The 24,689-nt window shown below is 74.3% G+C and carries 19 protein-coding genes and 1 pseudogene; 11 read left to right on the plus strand and 9 right to left on the minus strand.

Annotated features, from left to right (window positions below; all coding sequences use genetic code 11):
• Positions 1-66: 66 nt before the first annotated feature.
• Both ACWF79_RS33085 and ACWF79_RS33090 read right to left on the minus strand, forming a co-directional pair.
• Positions 67-807 carry a GntR family transcriptional regulator gene (locus ACWF79_RS33085; RefSeq protein ID WP_453731883.1) on the minus strand — a complete coding sequence of 247 codons (741 nt, stop codon included), beginning with the start codon at positions 805-807 and terminating at the stop codon, positions 67-69.
• A gap of 262 nt (positions 808-1,069) precedes the next feature.
• On the minus strand, positions 1,070-1,960 hold the full coding sequence (locus ACWF79_RS33090; RefSeq protein ID WP_453731884.1) for an RNA polymerase sigma-70 factor: 891 nt from the start codon (positions 1,958-1,960) through the stop codon (positions 1,070-1,072).
• A 120-nt stretch (positions 1,961-2,080) separates the two neighbouring features.
• Here ACWF79_RS33090 and ACWF79_RS33095 point away from each other — a divergent pair, with 120 nt between their 5' ends.
• Positions 2,081-2,914, plus strand: coding sequence for an alpha/beta fold hydrolase (locus tag ACWF79_RS33095; RefSeq protein WP_453731885.1), 834 nt, complete (start codon positions 2,081-2,083; stop codon positions 2,912-2,914).
• A 486-nt stretch (positions 2,915-3,400) separates the two neighbouring features.
• Here ACWF79_RS33095 and ACWF79_RS33100 read toward each other — a convergent pair.
• Positions 3,401-3,805 (minus strand): annotated as a pseudogene (locus ACWF79_RS33100) (EamA family transporter); the annotation flags it as partial.
• Between the two features lie 47 nt (positions 3,806-3,852).
• Between ACWF79_RS33100 and pdxR the strand changes: the two are divergent.
• From pdxR to ACWF79_RS33135, 7 genes are all read left to right on the plus strand, one after another.
• Entirely contained in the window at positions 3,853-5,313 is a 1,461-nt protein-coding gene (gene pdxR, locus ACWF79_RS33105) for a MocR-like pyridoxine biosynthesis transcription factor PdxR (RefSeq protein WP_453731886.1), read from the plus strand.
• Positions 5,314-5,521: 208 nt separating this feature from the next.
• Positions 5,522-7,120, plus strand: coding sequence for an alkaline phosphatase D family protein (locus ACWF79_RS33110; RefSeq protein WP_453731887.1), 1,599 nt, complete (start codon positions 5,522-5,524; stop codon positions 7,118-7,120).
• Between the two features lie 69 nt (positions 7,121-7,189).
• Positions 7,190-8,587, plus strand: coding sequence for an SWIM zinc finger family protein (locus ACWF79_RS33115; RefSeq protein ID WP_453731888.1), 1,398 nt, complete (start codon positions 7,190-7,192; stop codon positions 8,585-8,587).
• Entirely contained in the window at positions 8,584-11,331 is a 2,748-nt protein-coding gene (locus ACWF79_RS33120; protein WP_453731889.1) for a DUF7824 domain-containing protein, read from the plus strand. The genes ACWF79_RS33115 and ACWF79_RS33120 overlap by 4 nt, the downstream gene beginning before the upstream one ends.
• Positions 11,332-11,407: 76 nt before the next feature.
• The gene (locus tag ACWF79_RS33125) at positions 11,408-12,814 is read left to right on the plus strand and encodes a GNAT family N-acetyltransferase (protein ID WP_453731890.1); all 1,407 of its coding nucleotides are present in this window, start codon (positions 11,408-11,410) and stop codon (positions 12,812-12,814) included.
• Positions 12,815-13,216: 402 nt separating this feature from the next.
• Positions 13,217-14,923 (plus strand): DUF885 domain-containing protein, encoded by a 1,707-nt coding sequence (locus ACWF79_RS33130; protein ID WP_453731891.1) that lies wholly within the window; start codon positions 13,217-13,219, stop codon positions 14,921-14,923.
• A gap of 104 nt (positions 14,924-15,027) precedes the next feature.
• Complete coding sequence (locus ACWF79_RS33135) at positions 15,028-15,474, plus strand: Lrp/AsnC family transcriptional regulator (protein ID WP_453731901.1); 447 nt, start codon at positions 15,028-15,030, stop codon at positions 15,472-15,474.
• Here ACWF79_RS33135 and ACWF79_RS33140 read toward each other — a convergent pair.
• The 3 genes from ACWF79_RS33140 to ACWF79_RS33150 form a co-directional block, all read right to left on the minus strand.
• Complete coding sequence (locus tag ACWF79_RS33140) at positions 15,464-18,481, minus strand: AAA family ATPase (protein WP_453731892.1); 3,018 nt, start codon at positions 18,479-18,481, stop codon at positions 15,464-15,466. The genes ACWF79_RS33135 and ACWF79_RS33140 overlap by 11 nt on opposite strands.
• Positions 18,478-19,656: an exonuclease SbcCD subunit D gene (locus tag ACWF79_RS33145; RefSeq protein WP_453731893.1), complete on the minus strand. Its 1,179-nt coding sequence runs from the start codon at positions 19,654-19,656 to the stop codon at positions 18,478-18,480. Before ACWF79_RS33145 ends, ACWF79_RS33140 begins: the two co-directional genes overlap by 4 nt.
• Positions 19,657-19,731: 75 nt before the next feature.
• Positions 19,732-20,358 (minus strand): YigZ family protein, encoded by a 627-nt coding sequence (locus ACWF79_RS33150; protein WP_453731894.1) that lies wholly within the window; start codon positions 20,356-20,358, stop codon positions 19,732-19,734.
• Between the two features lie 191 nt (positions 20,359-20,549).
• On the opposite strand from ACWF79_RS33150, the gene ACWF79_RS33155 reads away from it, so the two are divergent.
• A complete protein-coding gene (locus tag ACWF79_RS33155) occupies positions 20,550-20,975 on the plus strand; it encodes a CoA-binding protein (protein WP_453731895.1) in 426 nt (141 codons plus the stop codon).
• Here the strand turns inward: ACWF79_RS33155 and ACWF79_RS33160 are convergent.
• Entirely contained in the window at positions 20,968-21,525 is a 558-nt protein-coding gene (locus ACWF79_RS33160) for a YbaK/EbsC family protein (RefSeq protein WP_453731896.1), read from the minus strand. The two genes, ACWF79_RS33155 and ACWF79_RS33160, sit on opposite strands and share 8 nt — an antisense overlap.
• 44 nt (positions 21,526-21,569) lie before the next feature.
• Positions 21,570-22,142 carry a helix-turn-helix domain-containing protein gene (locus ACWF79_RS33165; RefSeq protein ID WP_453731897.1) on the minus strand — a complete coding sequence of 191 codons (573 nt, stop codon included), beginning with the start codon at positions 22,140-22,142 and terminating at the stop codon, positions 21,570-21,572.
• Between the two features lie 116 nt (positions 22,143-22,258).
• Between ACWF79_RS33165 and ACWF79_RS33170 the strand changes: the two genes are divergently transcribed.
• Positions 22,259-23,128, plus strand: a complete 870-nt coding sequence (locus tag ACWF79_RS33170) for an EamA family transporter (RefSeq protein WP_453731898.1) — start codon at positions 22,259-22,261, stop codon at positions 23,126-23,128.
• Positions 23,129-23,163: 35 nt separating this feature from the next.
• On the opposite strand, the gene ACWF79_RS33175 is transcribed toward ACWF79_RS33170, so the two are convergent.
• Positions 23,164-23,907: an acyltransferase gene (locus ACWF79_RS33175; protein WP_453731899.1), complete on the minus strand. Its 744-nt coding sequence runs from the start codon at positions 23,905-23,907 to the stop codon at positions 23,164-23,166.
• Between the two features lie 132 nt (positions 23,908-24,039).
• Between ACWF79_RS33175 and ACWF79_RS33180 the strand changes: the two genes are divergently transcribed.
• Positions 24,040-24,567 carry a gamma carbonic anhydrase family protein gene (locus ACWF79_RS33180; protein ID WP_453731900.1) on the plus strand — a complete coding sequence of 176 codons (528 nt, stop codon included), beginning with the start codon at positions 24,040-24,042 and terminating at the stop codon, positions 24,565-24,567.
• Positions 24,568-24,689 lie beyond the last annotated feature (122 nt).

The following is a 24,689-nucleotide window of genomic DNA, read 5'->3' on the forward strand; positions in this document are numbered from 1 at the left end:
GGACGGGCCTGCCGTGGCAGGCCCGTCCGGGCTCGTCCGCGCTACGGGTGTGGGGCGGCGGGGCCGTCAGGAGGCCATCACCAGGTCGCCGGAGTCACCGAAGGTGAGGCGGCAGGTGTCGGCGCGGTACGTGGCGACGGAGACCGCGGCCGTGCGGCCCTCGGAGAGGTAACGGGTCGTGACGACGAGGACCGGGGCGCCCGGGAGGCGGTCCAGTTCCTTGGCGTCGTCCGCGCGGGCCGAGCCGAGCTCCACGGAACGGTCCTGGCCGTCGAGGGCGAGGCGGTGGAGTTCACGCAGGACGCCGCGGGCACCGGCGGGGCCGGTCGGAGCGTCGACGGCGGTCAGCTCGGGGACCGAGCCGGACGGCACGTACAGCAGCTCGGCGGCGACGGGCTGGCCCTGCGTGACGCGCAGGCGGCGCACGACGTGCACCTGCTCGTCGGGAGAGAGCTCCAGGATCCGCGCGACGGCCGGGGGGGCCGTGTCGAAGGCGGAGTCCATGGACTGCCAGGTCTCCTCCGAGACACCGGGCCAGACGTGCTGGGTCGTGGAGACGTCGACGCCCACACGCGGCGGGGCGACGGTCGTGCCGACGCCGCGGCGGCGCTGAAGGCGGCCCTCCAGCTCCAGCTGCTCCAGGGCCTGACGGAGCGTGGCCCGGGCGACGCCGAAGCGCGCGGCCAGTTCCCGCTCGTTGGGCAGGATCTCGCCGACTGCGAAGTCGGAGTCGAGCGCCTCACCGATCACGGTCTTGAGGTGCCAGTACTTCGGCTCCGGCACCGATTCCAGCTGCGTGGTCCCCACCCTGATCCTCCGCATTCGCCGTGTACCGCTGCGGTTTTCCGCGCCCTTGTTTATTAAAGGTTCCTGCACTATCTCTGCGACCATAAGGCGGCCCACCCCCTTGGTCAAGACCAATCCTCGCCCGGATGCCCCCGAATGCGGGCGTCTGGCGTAGATCGTTCACAGGACGTTCGCACCGATGTGTGGCCTGCGCAGCAAAGTGCCCCGCCTCCGGTCGGAGGCGGGGCAGGCGGTCGGAAGCGGGGCAGGCGGTCGGCTCGGCTCAGCGCGCGTCGACGGCCACCGCGTGGAGCTTGTCGGGGTTGCGGACGATGTACACGCACTGGATGCGTCCGTCGCGCACCTCGATCTGGAAGACCGAGTCCGGCTTGCCGTCGACGAGGACGAGCACGCCGGGACCGCCGTTGACCTCCGTGAACCGGGGCTCGTAGGCGATCTCGGAGCCGTAGGTGACGGCGAGGAGGAAGCGGCCGACCTTGTCCGCGCTGTCGATGACGCGCAGCGGCGCCTTCGTCTTGCCTCCGCTGTCGCCGACGAGCCGTACGTCCGGCGCGAGCAGGGCCAGCAGCCCGTCCAGGTCACCGCCGGCCGCGGCCGCGAGGAACCGCTCGGTGAGGTCGCGGCGTTCGGCGGGGTCGACGTCGTAGCGGGGCCTGCCCTCGTCGACGTGGCGGCGCGCACGGCCCGCGAGCTGGCGGACGGCGGCCTCCGAGCGGTCGAGCGCGGTGGCGATCTCCGCGTACGGGAAGCCGAAGGCCTCCCTGAGGACGAAGACCGCGCGCTCCAGCGGCGAGAGGGATTCGAGGACGACGAGGACGGCGAGCGAGACGGAGTCGGCGAGCAGGGCCTGCTCGGCGGTGTCGGGGACGGAGGGCCCGAAGTCGGTGACGACGGGTTCGGGCAGCCAGGGGCCGACGTAGGACTCGCGGCGGGCCTGGACCTGGCGGAGCCGGTCGAGGGCGAGCCGGGTGGTGATCCGTACGAGATACGCGCGCGGCTCGCGGACCTCCTCGCGATCGGCGGCGGTCCAGCGCAGCCACGCGTCCTGGACCACGTCCTCGGCGTCGGCGGCGCGGCCGAGCATGCGGTAGGCCACGCCGTGGAGCATGGGCCGGTGTTCCTGGAAGACGTCGGTCAGCGTGTCGGTCACCACTCCCCCATCCCAGCCGACGGGCCCGGGCCCTGTCCAGTTCCGTTTCGGTCGGGCCCTTGAACTCGTAGCTACTGAGCGGTAATTCTTGCTGACAGGGTGTCTAAGTCAAGGAGCGCGCGTATGTCCGCACAGATCTCGTTCTCGTTCGAGACCCCCGGGGGTCCGCGCACGTCCTCCGTGACGTACGAACGCAGGGGCGCGGGCGAGCCGCTCCTGCTGCTGCACGGCATCGGCCACCACTGGCAGGCCTGGGAGCCGGTGCTCGACATCCTCGCCACCGAACGCGACGTCGTCGCCGTCGACCTGCCCGGGTTCGGAACCTCCCCCGCGCTGCCCGACGGCTGCGCCTACGACCTGTCGACGGTCGTCCCGGTCCTCGGCGCCTTCTGCGCGGCTCTCGACTTCGAACGGCCGCACGTGGCGGGCAACTCCCTCGGCGGACTGCTCGCCCTGGCGCTCGGCCGGGAGAAGCTGGTGCGGTCGGTCACCGCGCTCTCCCCGGCCGGTTTCTGGTCGGAGGGCGAACGCCGGTACGCCTTCGGGGCCTTGCGCGCGATGCGGGCGGCCGCGCTGTCCATGCCCGTGCCGCTGATCGAGCGACTGTCGCGCACCGCCGCCGGGCGCACGGCGCTGACGAGCACCATCTACGCCCGCCCCGGGCGCCGTTCACCCGAGGCGGTGGTCGCCGAGACGCTCGCGCTGCGGGAGGCCACCGGCTTCCGCGAGACCCTGGAGGCCGGCCGGACCGTCCTGTTCGGCGACGACGTCACCGCCGTGCCCGTGACCGTCGCCTGGGGCACCCAGGACCGGCTGCTCCTTCGCCGCCAGGGCGTGCGGGCCAAGCGCACCGTCCCCGGGGCCCGGCTCGTGCGGCTGCCCGGCTGCGGGCACGTTCCCATGAGCGACGACCCGGCTCTCGTCGCGCGGGTGATCCTCGACGGGAGCAGTCGCTGACGCCGGCGCTGAGGCCTTCCGGCGGGTGAACAGGCCGGTCCCGAGGGCCGCTCCGGCGCCGACGAGAACGCTGCCGGCAGCCTGCGGGAGGCCGAAGCCGCCGGTCGCGACCAGCGCGGCCGTCAGGGCGGCGGCCACCGGGATCGCTCCGGTGAAGAGGGTGGCCCGCTCCATGCCGACCCGCTGGACTCCCATGTAGAAGAGCACGAACCCGACGACCGTGGCGAGGACGGCCTGCCACACCAGCGCGCCCGTCTCCACGGCCGTCGGCACCCGCAGGAACGCCCCACCGTCCACGACCAGCCCGAGCAGCGCCGACTCCACCGCCGCGATCCCGCAGACGGCCGCCGTCAGGAGCTTCGGCCCGAGCGGGCGCAGGACCGGCACGGCGAGGACGGTGAACCCGACCTCGCCCGCGAGTGCTCCTACGGAGTAGGAGAGGCCGGCCAGGTCGGTACGGCCCCACCCCTGGACGGTGAAGGCCCCGGCGGCGACGAGCAGCGCGCCGTGGAGCACCGGCCGGGACGGCGTGCGCCCCTCCAGGAGCGGGACGAGCACGGCCACGACCACCGGGGCGCAGCCGACGAGGACACCGGGGACGGCGGGTTCGGCGGTACGTTCCGCGGCGAGGACCGCGAGGTTGAAGCCGACCATGCCGACGGCCGCCAGGGCGGCCAGCCGGGCCCAGCCCCGGGCGCCCAGCGCACGAAGCGGGGCGAGGCCGCCGGCCCCGAGCAGGGGGAGCAGGAGGAGGCACGCGGCGCCGTAGCGCAGGGCCTGGCCGCCCGCGTACGGATAGTCGCCCAGAAGGCTGTTGGCGGTGAAGGAGGCGCCTACGAGCGCGTAGGCGACGGTCACGAGGAGGGCTCCTCGCAAGGAGTTCGCGTTCATGGTCCCGACGCTAGAAAGCGGGCCGGTCCGGATTAAGGTCCACTTCCATGACGTCTTCGGGGACCACTTCGCACGCGTCGCGGGAGGGCGGGCGTCGTCCGGCGCCGTCGGCTGCCTGGGAACTGCTGCTCCCGGCGGCCGCCGCCCCGGCCAGGGGGCGCGGCCGGGCGCTCCAGGAGGCGCTGCGTGACGCGGTGCGCACGGGGCGGCTGACGGCGGGGACGCGGCTGCCGTCGAGCCGCGAACTCGCGGCCGATCTGGGGGTCTCGCGCGGGCTCGTGACGGAGGCGTACGAGCAGCTGACCGCCGAGGGGTACCTGCGCAGCGACCGCGGTTCGGGCACCTGGGTCGGGGAGACGGCGCGGGCCGCGAGAGGCCGGACGGTACGGGACCTGGCGCCGCGCGCGCCAGGTGTCCAGGTGGACTTCCGCCCCGGAACTCCCGATCTCGCGCTCTTCCCGCGCGCGGCCTGGGCGGCGGCCCAGCGGTCGGTGCTGTCCACTCTCCCCCACCGGGCGCTCGGCTACCCGGATCCGCGCGGCCTTCCGGAGCTGCGGACCGCGCTCGCCGGGATGCTCGCACGGCGGCGCGGCGTGGTGGCCGACCCGGAGCGCCTGGTGGTCTGTTCGGGGGTGGCGCAGGCGTCGACGCTGCTCGGTTTCGTGCTGCGGGCACGCGGGGAGCGCACGGTGGGGATCGAGGACCCGGGCAGCCCGGAGCACGGCCGGCTGTTCGCCGCCACCGGCGTGGAGACGCTGTGGCTGCCGGTGGACGAGGAGGGGCTGCTGCCCGGTCCGCTGGCCGCGTCGGGGGTACGGGCGGTGGTCACGACGCCCTCGCACCACTTCCCGACCGGCATCGCGTACTCGGCGGGGCGCCGGGCCGCGCTCCTGGACTGGGCGCGGGCGGTGGACGGCTACGTCCTGGAGGACGACTACGACGGCGACTTCCGTTACGACCGGGCTCCGGTGGGCGCGCTCCAGGGCCTCGATCCGGAGCGGGTCGTCTACACCGGGTCGGTGAGCAAGTCGCTCGCGCCGGGGCTGCGGCTCGGCTGGATGCTCGTACCGCGCGAGCTGCTCGCGGAGGTCGTGGAGCGCAAGCGGACGATGGACCTCGGGAACCCGGCCCTGGACCAGGCGCTGCTGGCCGAGTTCGTGACGCGCGGCGCCTACGACCGGCACCTGCGCCGCTGCCGGCGCGCGTACCGGGAACGGCGGGACGCCCTGGTGGCGGCTCTCGAGGAGGCCTTCCCCGGGACGACGGTGAGCGGGATCGCGGCCGGGCTGCACATCATCGCGCGCGTGGAGCCGCGCTACGGCCCCCCGGCGCGGTTCGTGGAACGCGCAGCGTCCGCCGGGGTGGCGCTGCGCCCGCTGGAGGAGTACGGCACGTCCCGGCCGACGGACGGCGCCGTCCGCCTGGTCCTCGGCTACGCCCACCTGACCCCGTCCGAGATCGCACGCGGCGTCCACCTCGCGGCGGGTGCCTGCGGGGCGGAGGGGTAGCGGGCGGGTAGGGGGCGGGGGCGGGTAGGGGCGCGGGGCCGCCGCCCGGCCGGCGGGCTGACGGGGGCGCGGGGCGGACGAGGTGGGCAGGGGCCGAACGGGGGGCGGGTTCGGGGTGTTCACCCCGGGTTCGTGTGCGCGCCGCCCCGGGCCGTTAGGCATGGACGGTTCAACGAACCCGGCCCGCACCGCATTTGGAGGCGCTTCGATGTCCCACTCCGACCCCGGCCCGACCCCTGCCCGCCGCAGCGTGCTGCGCGGCTCCCTGGCCGCCTCGGCGGCGCTCGCCCTCGGCGGCGGAGTCGTCGGCTCCGCCGCCCCCGCGCTCGCGCTGTCGGGCCGCCCCCGGGCCGCCTGGGGCGTGCAGACGGGCGACGTCACCGCCTCCTCGGGGCTGGTGTGGGTCCGTTCGGACCGGCCGGCCCGGATGATCGTGGAGACGTCGGCGAGCGAGTCGTTCCGCCGTACGCACCGCCACCACGGGCCGCTGCTCGGCCCCGGCAGCGACTTCACCGGGACGACGGCGCTGCGCGGCCTGCCGGCGGGCGAGCAGATCCACTACCGGGTCACGCTCGCGGACCCGGACGACCCGCGCCGTACGGGCGAACGGATCGTCGGCACGTTCCGTACCGCTCCGGCCCGCCGGCGGGACGGGGTGCGCTTCCTCTGGTCGGGCGACATCGCCGGACAGGGCTGGGGCATCAACCCCGACATCGGCGGCTTCCGCGCCTTCGAGGAGATGCGCCGGCTGAACCCGGACTTCTTCCTCTGCAGCGGCGACACGGTCTACGCGGACGGCCCCCTCCAGCCGAGCGTCACACTGCCCGACGGCCGGGTCTGGCGAAACGTCACCACCCCGGAGAAGGCGAAGGTCGCCGAGACCCTGGACGAGTACCGCGGCCAGTTCCGGTACAACCTGCTCGACCACAACGTGCGGGCGTTCAACGCGCAAGTCCCCTCGATCGTGCAGTGGGACGACCACGAGGTGCGCAACAACTGGTACCCCGGCCAGATCCTGGACGACGCCCGCTACACCGAGAAGAACGTGGACGTCCTCGCCGCGCGCGCCTCCCGCGCCTTCGCCGAGTACTTCCCGGTGTCGACCCTCCACGCGCGCGGTGACGCCCCCTCCACCGGGGGCCGGATGCACCGGGTGGTGCGCCACGGGCCGCTGCTCGACGTCTTCGTCCTGGACATGCGCTCCTACCGGAACGCCAACTCGCCCGGCCGGCAGGCCGACGACACCGAGGGCATCCTCGGCGCGGAGCAGCTGGCCTGGCTCAAGCGGGAGCTGAGCCGCTCGCGCGCGGTGTGGAAGGTGCTCGCGGCGGACATGCCGCTGGGCCTCGTCGTCCCGGACGGCGCGGCGAACATCGAGGCGATCGCCCAGGGCGATCCGGGCGCGCCGCTCGGCCGGGAGCTGCAGATCGCGGAGCTGCTGCGGTTCGTCAAGCACCGCCGGATCACCGGCACGCTGTGGCTGACCGCCGACGTGCACTACACCTCGGCGCAGCACTACGCGCCGGAGCGCGCAGCCTTCAAGGACTTCGCGCCGTTCTGGGAGTTCGTCTCGGGGCCGCTGGCCGCCGGCGGCTTCCCCGCGAACGCTCTCGACGCCACGTTCGGTCCCGAGCAGGTCTTCGTCCGGGCGCCGGAGCGGGCGAACCTGTCGCCGATGGAGTCGCCACAGTACTTCGGCGAGGTCGACATCGACGGTGGGAGCGGGGAGTTGACGGTCCGGCTGCGCGCGGAGGGCGGAACGGTCCTGTTCAGCAAGGTGCTCCAGCCGGGCCGGGTCGGCCAGTAGCAACGCCTCGCGCGTCCCCCGGGAGGTGGCCGGGGCCGATTGTCAGTGGTGGGTCCTAGCGTTTTTCCCATGACGCGATCCGTACAGGCGCTCGCCTACTCACGCCCGTCCGCCCTGCGCTCCTCCGGGGACGGGCGGCTCCTCGGTCTGGAGACCTCCGGGGGCCTGACGCCCTCGGGGGCCGAGGCCCATCCCCGGTTCTTCAGCGGTTTCCTGACGTCCCCGCAGGTGGCCGCGCGGGGTCTGCTGGCCGTGGCGGACGTGGCGGCCGCCCGTTACCACCAGCGGATACGGCCGGGCTCCCTGGACCCGGTCGTGACGGGGAACGGCGACCGGCTGCGGTTCGAGTCGTTCTCCGGCTGCGGCGGGGTCTACGCCCGGCTCGACGTGCTCAGCGAGGGCCTCGACGGCGCCGAGACCAGCCACGGCACGACGAACGTCGACGTCAACAACCCGCTCCGCGAGGCCCTGTCGCGCATGACCGGCAGCGATCCGCTGCACCTGACGGTCGGGCCGGAGGAGCTGGCCGTGACGACGCTCGCGGGCGCGGTGGTGGAGAAGAAGGTTCCCCTGCCGGACCGCTGGCTGCGCGGTTTCGCGGAGGCCCAGGTGGCCTCGGCCGGCTTCGATCTGCGGGCGGAGCTGACGGGCCCGGAGGCGGTGCGGTTCCTGCGCTCGCTGCCGCGCTCGCAGGCGACGGGCCGGCGTGCGCCGCTCTGGGTGGTCCAGGCGGGGCGGACCCTGCGGCCGACGACCCGCCCGGTTCCGGGGGCGGTCTGTCTTCCGGGGCCCGACCGGCTGGTGGCCCTGGAGCGGGTGCTGCGGCACGCGACGGCGCTGCGGGTGTACGGGCCGGTGCCGGACGGCGTCGCCACCGCGAGCGCCTGGGAGGTGACGCTGCCCGGGATGCGTCTGACGCTCACCCTCTCGCCCGACTCCGCGCGCGGTTTCTCCGGCGAGGGCGGCGTCCTGGAGGCCCTGGCGACGGAGGAGGCCGCGCAGGACGCCGAGCTGATCTCGGTGCTGCTGGCCTGGGAGCCGAAGATCGACCCGGCCGAGCTGGGCGAGCGGTCGGGCCTTCCGGTGGACCGGGTGCGGGCGGCGCTGACCCGGCTGGGCACCGCCGGACGGGTCGGGTACGACGTGGCCGACGCGGCCTACTTCCACCGGGAGCTGCCGTACGACGCGGACCGCGCGGAGCGGCACAATCCCCGGCTCGTGGCGGCGCGTGCCCTGGTCGCGGAGGGGGCGGTGGCCCTCGACGGGGATCTCGCGACGGTGGCCTCGGGCGAACGCCGCTACCAGGTGCGGGAGTCGGGCAAGGTGCTGAGCTGCACCTGCCAGTGGTGGGCGGACTACCGGGGCCGCCGAGGCCCGTGCAAGCACGCGCTCGCGGTGCGGATGGCCCGGCGCGGTGCCGTGGCCGGGACGGTCGACGGCCTCGTGGCCGCCGGAGGTGTGCGATGAGGACGGGCACGATCAGCGGCGAGGAGACCGTGGTGAAGGACCTGCTGGTGGCCGTCCGGGCGGGCAAGTGCGAGGCCGTTCCCGGGCTGCTCAAGGAGCTGGGGCCCGGCGGGCGGAAGTCGGCCCTCGCGGAGCTGAAGGCCCTGCGGACCGAGGTCCGCCGCTGGGGCTGGGACCGCTGGAACGAACAGGTCCCGATCCAGAAGGCGTTGCGGATCGCCGGGGCGGGGTGCCACACGGGCGCGGCGGCCGCCGCCGCCTGGATCGCCGGCCGGGACCTCTCCGACTGGGGCCGGACGACGACCTCGCAGGTCCTGGAGGTGCTGGTCGACCGGGACACGGAGTGGCTGGGCGACGTGGCGCAGCGCCTCGCCGAGCGGCCGGCGGTGGCGGAGAACGAGTACGGGCTCGTGCGCGAACTGGTCGTGCGCTCCGGCTGCGCCGTCCCGACGACCGACGGCTACGTCCTCGGCTGGACCCGCGCGATCACCGGACGGCGGCTCGTGGAGGACCTGCGCGCCGACCCGCAGACGCCGGTACTGGCGCCCCGGATCCTGGACATGACCGAGACCCCGGACCGGCTGACCTGGTCCGTCGGCCCGGAGGCGCCCACGCACTGGCCGACGGCGCTGGTGACGCTCACCGCGGAGGGCGTGCTCGACCGTGCGTCGATGGTGGACGGCTGTGTCGCCCGGCTGCTGCGCGGTGGCCGGCCCCGGGACCTGCGGTTCCCGCTGGCGCTGCTCCAGCTCCTCGATCCGACGCCCGAGGAGCGGCGTGGCCGGACGGCGGACTGGATCGGCATGGCCGCCGACGCGCCGTCGCCGGTCGCCGCGTACGCACAGGAGGTCCTGGCGGGCCTCGCCGCCGGGGGCGAGCTGTCGACGCCGGAGCTGGCGGAGATGTCCGCCCCGGTGCTGTTCCGTACGGAGAAGAAGCTCGTCCGGGCCCAACTGACGCTTCTGACGAAGGAGTTGCGGAAAGAACCCGGCGCGGCGGCGGAGCTGCTGCCGGTCGTCGCGGACGCGTTCGGCCATGAGGACACCGGGATCCAGGAGCGGGCCCTGAAGCTCGTCGGACGGTACCTGCCGAAGGTGGACGAGCAGGTACGGGAAGAACTGGCAGGGGCCGCAGCCGCGCTGAGCCCGATGCATCGGCAGGTGGCCGAGGAGCTGTTCGGCACCACGGAGCTCGTGGACGACCTGCCTTATGAGGAGACGCTGCCGCCCGTGCCCGAGCTGAGGCGGGTGGCGGGTCCGCCGGCCACGGTCGCGGAGCTGGTCGCGGATCTGGTGGCCGTCTCGCACAGGCGTCCGGAAGCCGCGCCGGAGGAGTTCGAGCGGGTGCTCGACGGGCTCGTCCGCCATGCGCACCGTGATCGTGAGCAGCTGACGGCGGCCCTGACCGAGGCCTTCGCGGACGCCTGGTGGGCGAGCGGGGAGGTCCACGTGGGGGACCCGTTCGCCCACGGGACGTACGGCGTGGACGTGGTGGCGGCGGCGGTCATGGGCCGGGTGCGGCCGTCCCGCCTGCACGCCGGCCGGGTGCGCGGGCATGCCCCCTCCTCGTGCGCGCACGAGGCCCTGGACGCGGTCGTCGACGCCCGTCTGTGGGAGGTGGCGGCGCTCGTCGGCACGGAGCGGTTGCCGTTCCTGCTCGCCGCTCCCACCTGGCACACCGGAGCGATCGAGCCGTCCGCGCTGGTGGAGCGGTTGCGCGCCTATCGGGACGCGGGCATCGATCCGGCGCCCACCGACTTCGCGCAGGCCCTGCTGCGGGTCCGCAAGGGCGACCCGTCGGCAGCCGGGGCGGCCGCCGACTCCGCCGCACTGGGTACCCGGGCCGGGGAGCGGCTCGCCGACTGGCTGACGGAGAAGGCCTCCCTCGCCCCGGGCCTCCGGTTCGTCCCCCGCGAGCGGAACGCGCAGCAGGGCGCCCGGCGGCTGGCCGACCGGATCGTCCTGAAGCTCCGCGAGCGCCGGGCCGTACGGGACGAGTTCCCGCCCGCCTTCCGCCGGCTGGGCGGCGTGGAGCCCGAGGCCGCCCACCCCTGCCACCGCTGGTTCCCGCACAGGCCGCACTGGCCGGGCGTCCTGCCGGACGACCGGGAGACGCTGGCGGCGTGGCTGCTGCCCGCCCTCGCCGGCGGGGTCGACTGGGAGGAGCGCGGAGTCACCTGGGGCCTGACGGCCCTGGCCGAGGCGGACGGGCCGGTCGGCGAGTCGACCCACCTCGCCCTGGCCCTCGCGCTCGGCTGCCGGCACGCGGAGGACCGGTTGACCGCCGTGGACACGCTGCTCGTCCTGGCCGCACGCGGCGATCTGGATCCGCACATGCTGGGCGCTTCGCTGACCGGCCTGATCGGCGAGGGGTCGGTCAAGCCCACCCGGCTCGCGGACGCGGCGCGTACTGCGGCGGCCACGGGCGCGTACGGGACTGCCTGGTCCGTCCTCGCACCGCTGCTGCCGTCGTTGCTCACCTCCGAGAAGCCGGTACGCGGCCTCGGCGAGCTCCTGGCCGTCGCGGCGGACTGCGTGGAGCGGTCCGGGAGCGGGCTGTCCGAGGGCGAGCGGTCGGGAGGCGGCGAGCCGATACCGGGGCTGGACGCGGTGGCGGACCGGCGCGGTTCCTCGCAACTCGTCGTCCAGGCCGGGCGGCTACGGAGGGCGCTCCGGGCCGACTCGGAAGGACATGCCACCGGGGCCGGTCAGGGCACGACACAACCAGTCGAAAACGACCAGTAAACCCCCAGATCGGCGCTTAACCCATCAGTCACAAAGCGTTCGTGATCACGCAACACCGTTGGGTCACAGTGAGGTCATGACCGATGTGACGTCCGCGAAGTCCGCCCGCCGCCGCCACCACTGGCGGCGGGATCTCATCGAACTCGCCGCCCTCTTCACGGCCGTGGTGGTGGCCGACACGGTCGCCAAGACCGTCGTCCGCGGTGCCGAGGGCCCGTACATGCTCGTCTTCTCCGCGATCGCGCTGATCGCCACGGCGACCTTCCACACCTGGTGGGCCAGGCGCCACAGCCATGCACCACCCGCCGGTGATCCCGGCGGCAGCGGGTCCACCCCGCTGCCGCCGGCCACCGAAACCCCCGCGCACGACGACGCGTCCGACGGCCCCGTCGAGACGACCCTCTGGCGGATGCGGACCACGGTCCGCGACACCCCGGGCAGCCTCGCCGCGCTGTGCACGGCCCTGGCCCGCAACGGGGTCGACATCCTGACCCTGCAGACCCACCCGCTCGCCGAGGGCACCGTCGACGAATTCCTGCTGCGCGCCCCCGCCGGCCTCCAGGCGGGCGAGCTCACCCGGGAGATCGCCGCGGCCGGCGGCCGGAACACCTGGACCGAGCGCGCCGACGCCCACGACCTGGTGGACACCCCCACCCGCCTCCTGGGCCTCGCCACCCGGACCGCGCTCGACGCGGCCGAACTCCCGCTCGCCCTGCGCCAGCTCCTCGGCCGCTGCCGCATCCACTCCCTGCCCGCCGTCTCCCTGAGCGGCCGCCCCACCGGCGAGACCGCCCCCGTCGAGGGCGTCCTGGAGGAGACGGTGATGCGCCTGCGCGACCCGAACGGCGGCGTCCTCACCATCGAGCGGCCCCATCTGCCCTTCACGCCGACCGAGTTCGCCCGCGCCCGGGCGCTGGTCGAGCTCGACGCCCGCCTCGGCCCGCGCATCCCGCGCAGCCAGGACGTCCTCACCCTGCCCGAGGGCAACGAGATCACCGTCCGCCGCGCCGACCAGCGCGACCTCGTGGCCGCCCGCGCCATGCACGACCGCTGCTCCCCCCGGACGCTCGCCCTCCGGTACCACGGCCCGGTCGGTGACGCGGACCGCTACCTCGACCACCTCCTGAGCCCGCGCTTCGGCCGCACCCTCGCCGTGCAGACGGCCTCCGGCCGACTCGTCGCCCTCGGCCATCTGCTCTGGGACGGCGACGAGACGGAGGTCGCCCTGATGGTCGAGGACGACTGGCAGCGCCGGGGCATCGGCGCCGAACTCCTCGGCCGGCTGGTCGCGATGGCCGTCGAGGCCGGCTGCGAGAGCGTCTACGCCGTGACGCAGTCGTCCAACACCGGCATGGTGGCCGCGATGCGGGCCCTGAACCTCCCGCTCGACTACCAGATCGAGGAGGGCACCCTCGTCATCACCGCCCGCCTCGCCCCGGCACCGGCAGCCACGCGCCACCGGCTGCCGCTGGGCGAACGCTGACGGCACACGCCAGTTGGCCGAATCCCTCGCACCCCACCCGGCCAATCCGCCCCCTCTCCGCCGCCCGGCCGGCGCCTCCCGGGCAACGGCGCCCGGGACGCCGTCCGCCACCTCACCACCGAGGTGGGCAGGGCGCCCCCGGGCCCGCCGGGGAACCGTCGCCGATGGGATCCGGCCAAACTCGGCCAGGGGCCCATTGCTCGGCGGCCGGTCAGGACGTACCCGTACCGGCGCGAACTGTTCGGCCCGTCCACCGAGCGCAAGCCCTCGGTGACCCGCGTAGACCTCCGGCGGACCCTCTCCCCGGAGGCCTCTGGGCCCTCTCGCCGGGCGCTCATTTGTCAGCCTCATGAGATCGATTGAGGATGACGCGAGGACCGTGCAGGCACGAGGATGACCCCCATGCCAGAGACTTCCAGCAGCCCGCTGCCCCGCCAGGTCGCCGACAGCTACGTCGACGCACTCATCGAACTCGACCCGATCACCGGTACATACCTGGGAGTCGAAGCGAGTGCCGGCCTCCTCCCCGACTTCTCCCCGGCCGGTCAGGAGGCGGTGGCCGAACTCGCCCGCCGCACCCTCGCCCGGCTCGACGAGGCCGAGCGGCTCCCGGGCGCGGACAGCGACGCCGAACGGCGCTGCGCCCGGCTGCTGCGGGAGCGGCTGACGGCCGAACTCGCCGTCCACGAGGCCGACGAGGGCCTCTGCACGGTCAGCAACATGCGGTCCCCCGCGCACAGCGTGCGGATGGTGTTCACCGTGGCGTCGACCGAGACCGAGGAGGACTGGGAGGCCGTCGCTCGGCGGCTGCGCGGGGTCCCGGCGGCGCTCGACGGCTACCGCGCCTCCCTCGCTCTGGGCCTGGAGCGCAAGCTCCTGGGCGGGCCCCGCGCGACCACCACGTTCATCGGCCAGCTGACGGAGTGGGCGGGCGGGGACGACGCCGAGGGCCGGGGCTGGTTCGAGGAGTTCGCGGCCACGGGGCCGGAGTCCCTCCGCCCCGACCTGCGGACGGAACTGGCCTCGGCCGCCCGGGGCGCCACCGAGGCGGTCGTCGCCCTGCGGGACTGGATGCGCGACGTGTACGTCCCCGCCGTCGCGGGCGCGCCCGACACGGTGGGCCGCGAGCGGTACCAGCGCTGGTCGCGGTACTTCAACGGCACCGACCTGGACCTCGACCAGGCGTACGCGTACGGCTGGTCCGAGTACCACCGCCTCCTCGCCGAGATGCGCACCGAGGCGGACCGCATCCTGCCCGGCTCCGGCCCGTGGGAGGCGCTCGCCCACCTCGACGTCCACGGCACCCACATCGAGGGCGTCGAGGAGGTACGGGTCTGGCTGCAGAACCTGATGGACGAGGCGATCGAGGCGCTGGACGGCACCCACTTCGAACTCGCCGAGCGGGTACGGAAGGTGGAGTCGCACATCGCCCCGCCGGGCGGCGCCGCCGCCCCGTACTACACCGGCCCGTCGGAGGACTTCTCCCGTCCCGGCCGCACCTGGCTGCCGGTCGACGGCCAGACCCGCTTCCCGGTGTACGACCTGGTGTCGACCTGGTACCACGAGGGTGTGCCGGGTCACCACCTTCAGATCGCCCAGTGGGTGCACGTCGCCGACCAGCTCTCCCGCTACCAGGCGACGATCGGCGGCGTCAGCGCCAACGCGGAGGGCTGGGCGCTCTACGCGGAGCGGCTGATGGACGAGCTGGGCTTCCTGCCCGACGCCGAGCGGCGCCTGGGCTACCTGGACGCGCAGATGATGCGGGCCTGCCGCGTGATCGTCGACATCGGCATGCACCTGCGGCTGGAGATCCCGGCGGACTCGCCGTTCCACCCCGGCGAGCAGTGGACCCCCGAGCTGGCCCAGGAGTTCTTCCAGCGGCACAGCAGCCGGCCGCCGGCGTTCATCGAGAGCGAGATGACCCGCTATCTCTCTATGCCGGGGCAGGCGATCGGCTACAAGCTGGGCGAGCGGGCCTGGCTGCTCGGCCGCGAGAACGCGCGGGCCGCGCACGGTGACGCCTTCGACGCGAAGGCCTGGCACATGGCGGCGCTGTCGCAGGGCCCGCTGGGCCTGGACGACCTCGTGGAGGAGATCTCGCGGCTCTGACCAGGCAGGACCTTCCGGCCGCACCACGTTCCGGACGGTGAGAACTCCCCGGGGATCGCTTGATCGCCCGGGGATTCCCCTGCACCATCTCGGTCATGACCGCCATGACCGGATACACCCCGGACGCCACCGACTGGCGCATCCTCGACGCCCTGCAGAGCCAGGGCCGGGCCAGCTTCACCGAGCTGGCCCGCGCCGTGTCCATGTCGGCCTCCGCCGTGACCGAGCGGGTCCGCAGGCTGGAGGAGGCCGGGGTGATCACGGGTTACGCGGCCGTCATCGACCCGGAGCGGCTCGGGCTGCCGATCCTCGCCTTCGTCCGGCTGCGCTACCCGAACGGCAACTACAAGCCGTTCCACGACCTGGTCGCGTCCACCCCGGAGGTCCTGGAGGCGCACCACGTGACCGGCGACGACTGCTTCGTCCTGAAGGTGGCCACCCGGTCCATGAAGCACCTGGAGGAGGTCTCCGGAAAGGTGGGCACGCTGGGTTCGGTGACGACGAGCGTGGTGTACTCCTCGCCCCTCCCCCGCCGCGCGATCAGCCGCTGACCCCGGCTCCCGTACGGAGCTTCACGGCCGAGCCGTGCCGCTCCTTGACGACCTCCAGCTGCGCCGGGATCCGGCGGCGCAGGTCGGCGACGTGGCTGACGATGCCGACGCTGCGGTCCCGTTCGCGCAGGGAGTCGAGGACGTCCAGGACCTCGTCGAGGGTCTGGTCGTCCAGGCTGCCGAAGCCCTCGTCGATGAAGAGGGTGTCCAGCCGGACGCCGCCGGCCTCGTCGGTGACGACGTCGGCGAGGCCGAGGGCGAGGGCCAGCGAGGCGAAGAAGGTCTCGCCTCCGGAGAGGGTCGCGGTGTCCCGCTCGTTGCCCGTCCAGGCGTCGACGACGTGCAGACCGAGGCCGGCCCGCTTGCCGCCGGAGCGGGCGTCGGAGTGGACGAGGGTGTAGCGGCCGGAGGACATCCGCTGGAGCCGGGCCGTGGCCGCGGCCGCGACCTGTTCGAGCCGGGCGGCGAGGACGTAGGACTCCAGGCGCATCTTCCGTTCGTTCTCCGCCGAGGTGCCGGCGGTCAGACCGGCGAGCCGCGCGACGCGGTCGTACTCCTCGCGCAGCGGCCCGAGGCGGCGGGCCTCGGTGTCGGCCTTGCGGGAGAGCCGGGCCAGTTCGGCGCCGCGCTCACGGACGGCGGCGAGGGCCGAGGTGGCCTCGCGCAGGGCGCGTTCGGCGGCGGTGTGGGCCGCTTCGGCGGCCTCGAGGTCGGCGGGCGGGCGTTCGGCGGCGGCCCGGGTCTCCGGCTCGGCGAGCCGGTCGGCGACGGCGGCGGCCTCCGCCTGCCAGGCGTCGAGTCGGTGCTGGAGCGCGCGGTGCTCGCCGTCGTGCAGGAGCGCGGCGGAGGCCTCGGCGGGGGTGTCGAACCCGGCGCGGAACGCGGCGTCGGCGAGCCGGTCGTCGGCCTCCTTCAGGCGCTGGGCGGTGAGCTCCACGGCGCGCACGGTCTCGACGGCGTCGATCAGGATGGAGATCTTCCGCTCCAGCCGTGAGGCCTGCTCGGCGACGCTCGCGGACTCGCCGCGGCCCCGGGCCACTTCGGCGTCCAGGGCCGTCTGCTCCCGGTCGAGCGCCTCCCGCTGGGAGGTCCGCGCGGCAACACGCCGCTCGGCGTCGCGCTGCGCCGCCACCCGGCTCTCGTACTCGCGCTCGGCCCGCGCCAAAGCCTCCCGCGCACCGTGCGTCTGGGCGGCGAGCGCATGCGCCTCGGCGTGCAGGCGCCCCAGCTCCTCGACCTCCGCGGCGAGTGCGCCGACGGTCGGTTCGGCGTCGAGGTCGGTGCCCTCCTGGACCTCCGCGCGTGCCGCCGCCCACGCCTCCGCGGTGGCGGCCGTGTCGCGCTCCGCCGCCGTACGGTCCTCCTCCGCGCGGGTGAAGGCCGCGTACGCGGCGTCCTCCGTGGCCCGGTCGACGTGGTCGGCGCCCGTGCGCGCCGGGGCCGGATGGTCGGCGGAGCCGCAGACCTGGCAGGGGTCGCCGGGGGTGAGGGCGGCGGCCAGTTCGGCGGCGATGCCCTGGAGGCGGCGGGACTTGACGTCGAGCCAACTCTCGTGGGCTTCGTTGCGGCGCTCGCGCACGGCCGTCAGGCGTGACTCGGCGGTGGCCGTCTGCTCGGCGAGCGCGTCCCTGCGGCGCGCGGCGGCCAGCCGGCGACGGGCCGGTTCGAGACGGCCCGCGAGGTGTTCGGCGCGCGCGGCGGCCTCCTGGGCGGCTTCGATGCGGTTCGCCAGCTCGGCCCGGCGGGACTCCCAGCCGCTGAGCCAGCCGCCCGCGTCCTGGAGCACGTCCTCGTCGGCGCGGGCCTGCCGCGCCAGTTCCGCGCGCTCCCGCGCGATCTCGGCGCCGCGCCGCTCCGCCCGCCGGGCGGACTCCAGGCCGCCCAACTCCTCGCTCAGCTTCCGCTCCAGGGCGGACAGCTGCTCCGCGCCCGCGCCGGCCAGCTCGGGGGGCAGCAGGCCGAGGCTCCGCTCCCGTGCCGTCCGGGCCGTGGCGTGGTCGCGCTCCGCGTCGGCGCGCAGGGCAAGGGCGGGGGCCACAAGGTCGGCCTTGCGCGAGCGGTCGAGCACCGCCTGCACGCGGTCCCGCTCGGGCCGGCCCGCCTCCAGCGCCTCCTGGCGGCGCCGGGTCTCCTCGTACCGCGCCTGACGGGCAGCGAGGTCCCGCTCCCCGTCGAGCGCCCGGCGGGCGGCGGCCTGCCGGGACTCGGCGGCCGAGACCGCCGCGTCGGCGATGTCGAGGGCCTCGCGGGCCTCGGAGCGGGCGATGGCCGCCTGGGTCAGGACGGCCTGGGCGAGTCCGGGTTCGCCCGGCCGCTCGTCGACAACTTGACCGCCGGCGACCTGCGCCGTCCGGTGGGCGAGCGCGAGCAGCCGCTCGTCCCCTTCCCGTACCTGCTGCTCGGCGGCGCGCCGCAGATCGGCGAGGCGTTCCTCGACGGCGGCGAACCTGCGGGTGTCGAAGAGCCGTCCGAGCAGCTTGCCGCGTGCCTCCGCGTCCGCCCGCAGGAAGCGCGCGAAGTCGCCCTGCGGCAGGAGCACGACCTGGCAGAACTGCTCGCGGCTCATGCCGACGAGCTGGGTGATCTCCTCGCCGATCTCCTGGTGGGAGCGGCTGAGCGCGGCCCACTCGCCCGTGCCGGCGTCGTACTCGCGCAGCCAGCTCTGGGCCTTCTCCGTCGTGAAACCGCCGCCGCGCTTCTTCGGACGCGGCTGGGCGGGCCGCCGGGTGATCTCCAACCGCCGCTTCCCCACGGTCAGTTCGAGGGTGACCTCGGTGTACGTGCCGGCCGGCGCGTGGTCGCTGCGGAGCGAGGTCCCCGGCGACTGCCGGGCGCCGGGCACGGCTCCGTACAGGGCGTAGCAGACGGCATCGAGGACGGAGGTCTTGCCCGCGCCGGTGGGGCCGTGGAGCAGGAAGACGCCCGCGGCGGAGAGCGCGTCGAAGTCGATCTCCTGGGTGGCGCCGAAGGGGCCGAAGGCGGTGACGGAGAGGCGGTGGAGTCTCACCGGGCGCCCACCTCGCGCTCCGTCGCCGCCGCGTCCACCCGTACGTCGTCGAAGGCGCCGTACAGCACGGTCCGTTCGGTGGCGTCGGGTCCCGCGCCGCCGCGTACATGGGCCACGAAGTCCTCCGCGATCTGCTGGTCGCTGCGGTCGCGGAGCCGCTGGGCGTACGAGGCGGACGGGTCGCTCTCGGCGCGCTCGGGCTCGAAGACCAGGTTCAGGACGTGCGGGAAGCGCTCGGCGAGCCGGGCCATGGGCTCGGCGGGCCGCACCGTGTCGGTGAGCGTCGCCTCGACCCAGGACTCCTCGTGGCGCGCGTGGGCGGGGTCGGCCAGCAGGTCGTCGAGGCGGCCGCGGATCCGGGCGAGGGAGCGGGGCACGGGGCAGTCGACGCGCTCGGCCGCCTCGATCCCGCCGTCCGGCCCGAGGTCGATCAGCCACATGGTCTTGCGGTGGTGGACCTCGGAGAAGGAGTACGCGAGGGGCGAGCCGGAGTAGCGGACGCGCGGGGCGACGGTCTGGCTGCCGTGCAGATGGCCGAGGGCCACGTAGTCGACGCCGTCGAAGACCCCGGCGGGCACGGCGGCGACACCGCCGACGGTGATGTCCCGCTCGCTGTCGCTCACCTCGCCGCCCGCGACGAAGGCGTGCGCGAGGACGACCGAGCGGGTACCGGCGGGGCGGGCGGCGAGGTCGGCGCGGACGCGGTCCATGGCGGCGGAGAGCACCTCCTCGTGCCCGGCCTTCGCGGCGCCCAGCCGCTCACGTACGAGGGCCGGTTCCAGATACGGCAGGCCGTAGAGCGCGACCTCTCCGTGGGCGTCGGCGAGCACGACGGGGGTGCCGACCCCGGCGGGGTCCGTCCGGAGGTGGATACCGGCCCGCTCGATGAGCCCGGCGCCGACGCCGAGTCGGCGGGCCGAGTCGTGGTTGCCGGAGATCATGACCGTGGGCACCCCGGCGTCGGCGAGCCGGTGCAGGGCTCTGTCGAAGAGCTCGACGGCGGAGAGCGGCGGCACGGCCCGGTCGTAGACGTCCCCGGCGACCAGGACCGCGTCCACGTCCCGCTCGCGCACCGTCGCCACGAGGTGGTCCAGGAACGCCGTCTGGGCGTCGAGCAGGCTCACCCGGTGGAACGACCGCCCCAGGTGCCAGTCCGACGTATGCAGGAACCTCATGATCGAGGAGCGTATCGGTGGGGTCGGACATCGGACGCGGCTTCGGAGGAACGGGGTATCCCGAGGGTCGGCCGGTCACGCATCGCCGTACGCCTCGCCGCCCAGTTCCAGGCTCGCGGTGCCGGCGGTCACGTCCGCGAGCCAGGCCCGGAAGGCCTCGACGTCGGCGTCCGGGAGTCCGATCTCCAGGGCGACGGCCTCGCCGTACCGCACGTCGCGTACGTTCCGGCCCGTCGCCCGCAGGTCGTTCTCCAGCTTGCCCGCGCGCTGGTGGTCGACGGTCACGGTGGCGAGGCGGTAGCGCTGCCGGGTGAGGGTGCCGAGTGCGTCCAGCGCCTCGCCCACCACACCGCCGTACGCCCGGATCAGGCCGCCCGCGCCGAGCTTCACGCCGCCGTAGTAGCGGGTGACGACGGCGGCGACGTAGCGCACCTCGCGCCGCAGGAGCATCTGGAGCATGGGGACGCCGGCCGTGCCGCCGGGTTCGCCGTCGTCGCTCGCCTTCTGCACGGAGGCGTCGGCGCCGATGACGTAGGCGAAGCAGTTGTGGCTGGCGGTCGGGTGCTCCTTGCGGACGCGCGCGACGAAGTCCTGCGCCTCCTGCTCGGTCGCCACCGGTGCCAGTGCGCAGAGGAAGCGCGAGCGGTTGATCTCGGTCTCGTGCACACCCTCGCGGGCGATGGTGCGGTACTGCTCCTGCATTCCGCCACCCTATGCGCCCTGGCACGCGCCCCTGTCACCCCCGGTCCGCTCCGACCGATCACCGGGGCTCGCGAGCCGCAGAGCCGACCCCTCCGTACAGCCGGTCCGGGGAGCGCCGCGGCGGGAATCCCACGCCGTCCGCGCTCGTTCTCCCTCCACGAGTGTCCGTCCCCACCGACCGGAGGTTGAGAGTGCGCAGCGAGACGGAAACGGTCCGCAGGATCCTCGAGGAGCACGGCGACACCTGGGCCGTCGTCGGGCTCTCCTCGAACGAGCGGCGCGCGGCCTACGGCGTCGCGGCGGTGCTTCAGCGTTACGGCAAGCGGATCGTTCCGGTGCACCCGAAGGCGGAGACGGTCCACGGCGAGCAGGGGTACGCCTCGCTCGCCGACATCCCGTTCCCGGTGGACGTGGTCGACGTGTTCGTGAACAGCGAGCTCGCCGGGCAGGTCGCCGACGAGGCGGTCGGCGTCGGGGCGAAGGCGGTGTGGTTCCAGCTCGGTGTGATCGACGAGGAGGCGTACGCGCGGACCCGTGAGGCCGGGCTCGACATGGTCATGGACCGTTGCCCGGCCATCGAGATTCCGCTGCTCGGCCCCCGGCCGGGGATCAGCTGACGCCCAGGCCCTCCAGGACGACGACTCCGGGGAGTTCGGCGAGGGCCTTGCCCGGGACGATCAGTTTGCCTCGGCGCCGACCGCTGCCGATGAGGACCCAGGTGGTGTCGACGACCGCCGCGTCGACGAGGAGGGGCCAGTCGGCAGGGAGGCCGATCGGTGTGATGCCGCCGTACTCCATGCCGCTCTCGGCGGTCGCGGTCTCCATCGGCGCGAAGCTCGCCTTGCGCGCTCCCAGATGACGGCGGACCACGCCGTTCACGTCGACCCGGGTCGCCGAGCGCACCACGCACGCGGCCAGGGTCGTCTCCTCGCCCCTCTTCCCGGCGACGATCACGCAGTTCGCCGACGTGTCGAGCAGGTCACGGCCGTGGTGCTCGACGAAGACCGCCGTGTCGGCGATCTCGGGGTCGGTGTCGACGTACAGCAGCTGCTCCGCCGGGACGGTGCCCTGCCAGGCGCGTACGGCGGCGGCGACCGGTTCGGTGAGCCGGTCCAGGCAGGCGGGGGCGGGTACGGCGTTGTCGAAGTCTCCGATGGGTGCGCGCATGCCGTGCACGCTAACAACAGTCGGCGGGGGCGGTGTTGGGCGTCTCAGCGTACGGGCGGGATGGAGACGGCCATGGTCATCTCGACCTGCTCCGCGCCCTCGTTGCGGTACGCGTGCGGCACGTTGGCCTCGAAGACGGCGGAGGTGCCGGCCGGGATGCGGTGCTCCTCGCCCTCCACGACGAGGGTGAGCTCGCCGGCCGTCACGTGCAGCAGCTCGGTCGTGCCGTCGGGGTGCGGGTCGGACGCGCTGCCGTCGCCCGGCATCAGCGTCCAGGCCCAGAGCTCCAGCGGGCCGCGGGCCTCGGTGCCGGCGAGCAGGGTGGTGTGGCTGCCGGTGGAGGTGGACCACATACGGACGGCCTGGTCGGGCGGGACCAGTCGGACGTGAGGGCCCTGCTCGTAGTCGAGGAGGGTGGTGATCGAGACGCCGAGCGCGTCCGCGAGCTTCACGGTGGTGCCCACGCTGGGGTTCGTCCGGGCCTGCTCGATCTGGATGATCATGCCGCGGCTGACGCCGGCCCGGGCGGCGAGCGCGTCCAGCGTGAAACCGCGTTCATTGCGCCACCGCTTCAGATTCCGCGCGAGCGACTGCGTGAGCTGATCGAGGTCCGACACATTCCGTCCAATATTCTGGATGACAGAGTCCAACAGACTGAACTACGGTGGGGTCTACCGCGGTGTACCAGCTGTCCACCGCACTGTACTGCGAGACCGCCACCCTGCGAGGATCCATGACTGCGCTGTTCGCCCTGGCCACCGCCCTGCTCTGGGGCCTGGCCGACTTCGGCGGCGGGCTGCTGACCCGGCGGATGCCCGCCCTGACGGTCGTCGTCGTCTCGCAGATCATCGCGGTCGTCATCCTCGGCGCGATCGTGGTCGCCACGGGCGCCTGGTCCGAGGCGGGACCCCAGCTCTGGTTCGCCGTCGCGGCGGGCGTCGTCGGTCCGGTGGCGATGCTCGCCTTCTACAAGGCTCTCGCGCTCGGCCCCATGGGCGTGGTCTCCCCGCTGGGCTCGCTCGGCGTCGTCGTGCCCGTCTCGATCGGTCTGCTCATCGGCGACCGGCCCGGCCTCCTCCAGTTCGCCGGGATCGGCGTGGCGGTCGTCGGCATCGTCCTCGCCGGTGGGCCCGAGCTGCGCGGCGCGCCCGTGCAGCGCCAGGCCGTGCTCCTCACCCTGGTCGCGGCCTTCGGCTTCGGCTCGGTCATGGCGCTGATCGCCGAGGCCTCCTCGACGCTGACCGGCCTGTTCCTCGCCCTGTTCGTCCAGCGGGTGACCAACGTGGCGGTGGGCGGCGGCGCGCTGTGGGTGTCGGTGCAGCGGGGCGGACGGGCGGTGCCCGAGGGGGGCGGCGGCATGAAGGTCGTCTGGGCGGCCCTCCCCGCGCTCGCCTTCGTCGGCCTCGCGGACGTCGCCGCCAACGGTACGTATTCGATCGCGGCGCAGAACGGCCCGGTGACCGTCGCCGCCGTGCTCGCCAACCTCTACCCGGTGGTCACGGCGCTCGCCGCGCGCGGAGTCCTGAAGGAACGGCTGCGCGCGGTCCAGGCGGCGGGTGCCGGCCTCGCTCTGGTCGGCACGGTCCTCCTCGCGACGGGCTGACGGCGGACGGCTGTCGGCCGCCCGTCAGGGCCCGCTCAGCTCTCCGTCAGGTCCAGCTGCGCGAGCCCGGCGAGTTGCTCGGGCGTCAGGTCGTCGGGGATCGGCACGGGGGCCGGCGTCCTCAGCGGCGGCTGCCAGCCGAGGTCCGGGTCCCAGCTGCGTACCACCTTCGCGGGGGCACCGGCCACCACCGAGTGGTCGGGCACCTCGCCGCGTACGACAGCGCCCGCCGCGACCACCACGTTGCGGCCGAGCCGGGCCCCCGGCAGGATCACGGCCCCCGTGCCCAGCCAGCAGCCCCGGCCGATCTCGACCGGCTCGGAGCGCGGCCACTGCCGGCCGACCGGCTCGTCGGGGTCGTCGTAACTGTGGTTGGTCGAGGTGATGTAGACGTACGGTCCGCAGTACGTGTCCGAGCCGATGGTCACCCGGGTGTCGGCGATGACGTGGCTGCCCCGGCCGAGGACCACACCGTCGCCGAGGGTCAGGACCGTGTCCTCACCGAGGTCGAGCCCGGGGAGCATCCCGGCGGTGAGCGTGACCTGCTCGGCGATGATGCAGTGCTCGCCGATCTCGATCCACGCCTCGCCGAAGACCGTGCCCTGCGGGAACGCGAGCCGGGTACCCGCCCCGAGGCGCCGGAAGCGCAGTCGCCCGGGGCGCTCGGCGGTCACGGCCCCGGTCTCCTGCACCCAGCGCCACCCGCCCTGCACGACCCGGGCGAGGACGCGGCGCCGCCAGGCGGTCACGGATGAGAACGTGTTTCTGTTCCTGGGCACCCGGACACGGTAGTCGTCGCCGTCGTACCTGATCAGGGGGGGTGCCCTGTGATGTCCGTCATGGGGCGCGGCTAGATTGCCCCGCAGGGCGTGACGCAACCATCAGGGACCACGAGCGATCAGGAGCGAACGATGACCGAGGCGTTGATCAAGGGCGTGGGCGGCAAGGAACCGCAGGTCCATCCGACCGCCTTCACCGCGCCGACCTCCGTCGTACTCGGTGACGTCACGCTGGGGGCGCGCGCCAGCGTCTGGTACCACGCCGTGCTCCGGGCGGACTGCGGTCCCGTCGTCATCGGCGAGGACTCGAACATCCAGGACAACTGCACCGTCCACGTCGACCCCGGCTTCCCGGTCACGATCGGCGACCGGGTGACGGTCGGCCACAACGCGACCGTCCACGGGTGCACGATCGAGGACGACGTCCTGGTCGGCATGGGCGCCACGGTCCTCAACGGGGCCCGGGTGGGCGCCGGTTCGCTGATCGCCGCGCAGGCGCTCGTCCCGCAGGGGATGGAGATCCCCCCGGGTTCGCTGGTGGCCGGGGTCCCGGCCAAGGTGCGGCGCCCGCTGACGGAGGAGGAGCAGGCGGGCATCCGCCTCAACGCGGAGATGTACCTCCTCCTGGCCAAGGGCCACGCCGAGGCCTTCGAGGACTGAGGCGCAGGGGGCCGGCAGGGACCACGCGGAAGGGCGCGGCGGCCGAACCGCCCGCCCGCCCGCGCGGGGCCAACGTGGGGGCCTTTCCGAGCGCCCGCGATCCCGTGGCGCCCGGTCGGCGC

The organism is Streptomyces sp. NPDC054975 (assembly GCF_053609105.1).

Excerpts from the sequence above, each read along its gene's own strand:
- ACWF79_RS33095 (WP_453731885.1), top strand. The coding sequence starts at position 2,081 with ATGTCCGCACAGATCTCGTTCTCGTTCGAGACCCCCGGGGGTCCGCGC.
- pdxR (WP_453731886.1), top strand. The coding sequence starts at position 3,853 with ATGACGTCTTCGGGGACCACTTCGCACGCGTCGCGGGAGGGCGGGCGT.
- ACWF79_RS33110 (WP_453731887.1), top strand. The coding sequence starts at position 5,522 with ATGTCCCACTCCGACCCCGGCCCGACCCCTGCCCGCCGCAGCGTGCTG.
- ACWF79_RS33115 (WP_453731888.1), top strand. The coding sequence starts at position 7,190 with ATGACGCGATCCGTACAGGCGCTCGCCTACTCACGCCCGTCCGCCCTG.
- ACWF79_RS33120 (WP_453731889.1), top strand. The coding sequence starts at position 8,584 with ATGAGGACGGGCACGATCAGCGGCGAGGAGACCGTGGTGAAGGACCTG.
- ACWF79_RS33125 (WP_453731890.1), top strand. The coding sequence starts at position 11,408 with ATGACCGATGTGACGTCCGCGAAGTCCGCCCGCCGCCGCCACCACTGG.
- ACWF79_RS33130 (WP_453731891.1), top strand. The coding sequence starts at position 13,217 with ATGCCAGAGACTTCCAGCAGCCCGCTGCCCCGCCAGGTCGCCGACAGC.
- ACWF79_RS33135 (WP_453731901.1), top strand. The coding sequence starts at position 15,028 with ATGACCGGATACACCCCGGACGCCACCGACTGGCGCATCCTCGACGCC.
- ACWF79_RS33145 (WP_453731893.1), bottom strand. The coding sequence starts at position 19,656 with ATGAGGTTCCTGCATACGTCGGACTGGCACCTGGGGCGGTCGTTCCAC.
- ACWF79_RS33150 (WP_453731894.1), bottom strand. The coding sequence starts at position 20,358 with ATGCAGGAGCAGTACCGCACCATCGCCCGCGAGGGTGTGCACGAGACC.
- ACWF79_RS33160 (WP_453731896.1), bottom strand. The coding sequence starts at position 21,525 with ATGCGCGCACCCATCGGAGACTTCGACAACGCCGTACCCGCCCCCGCC.
- ACWF79_RS33170 (WP_453731898.1), top strand. The coding sequence starts at position 22,259 with ATGACTGCGCTGTTCGCCCTGGCCACCGCCCTGCTCTGGGGCCTGGCC.
- ACWF79_RS33180 (WP_453731900.1), top strand. The coding sequence starts at position 24,040 with ATGACCGAGGCGTTGATCAAGGGCGTGGGCGGCAAGGAACCGCAGGTC.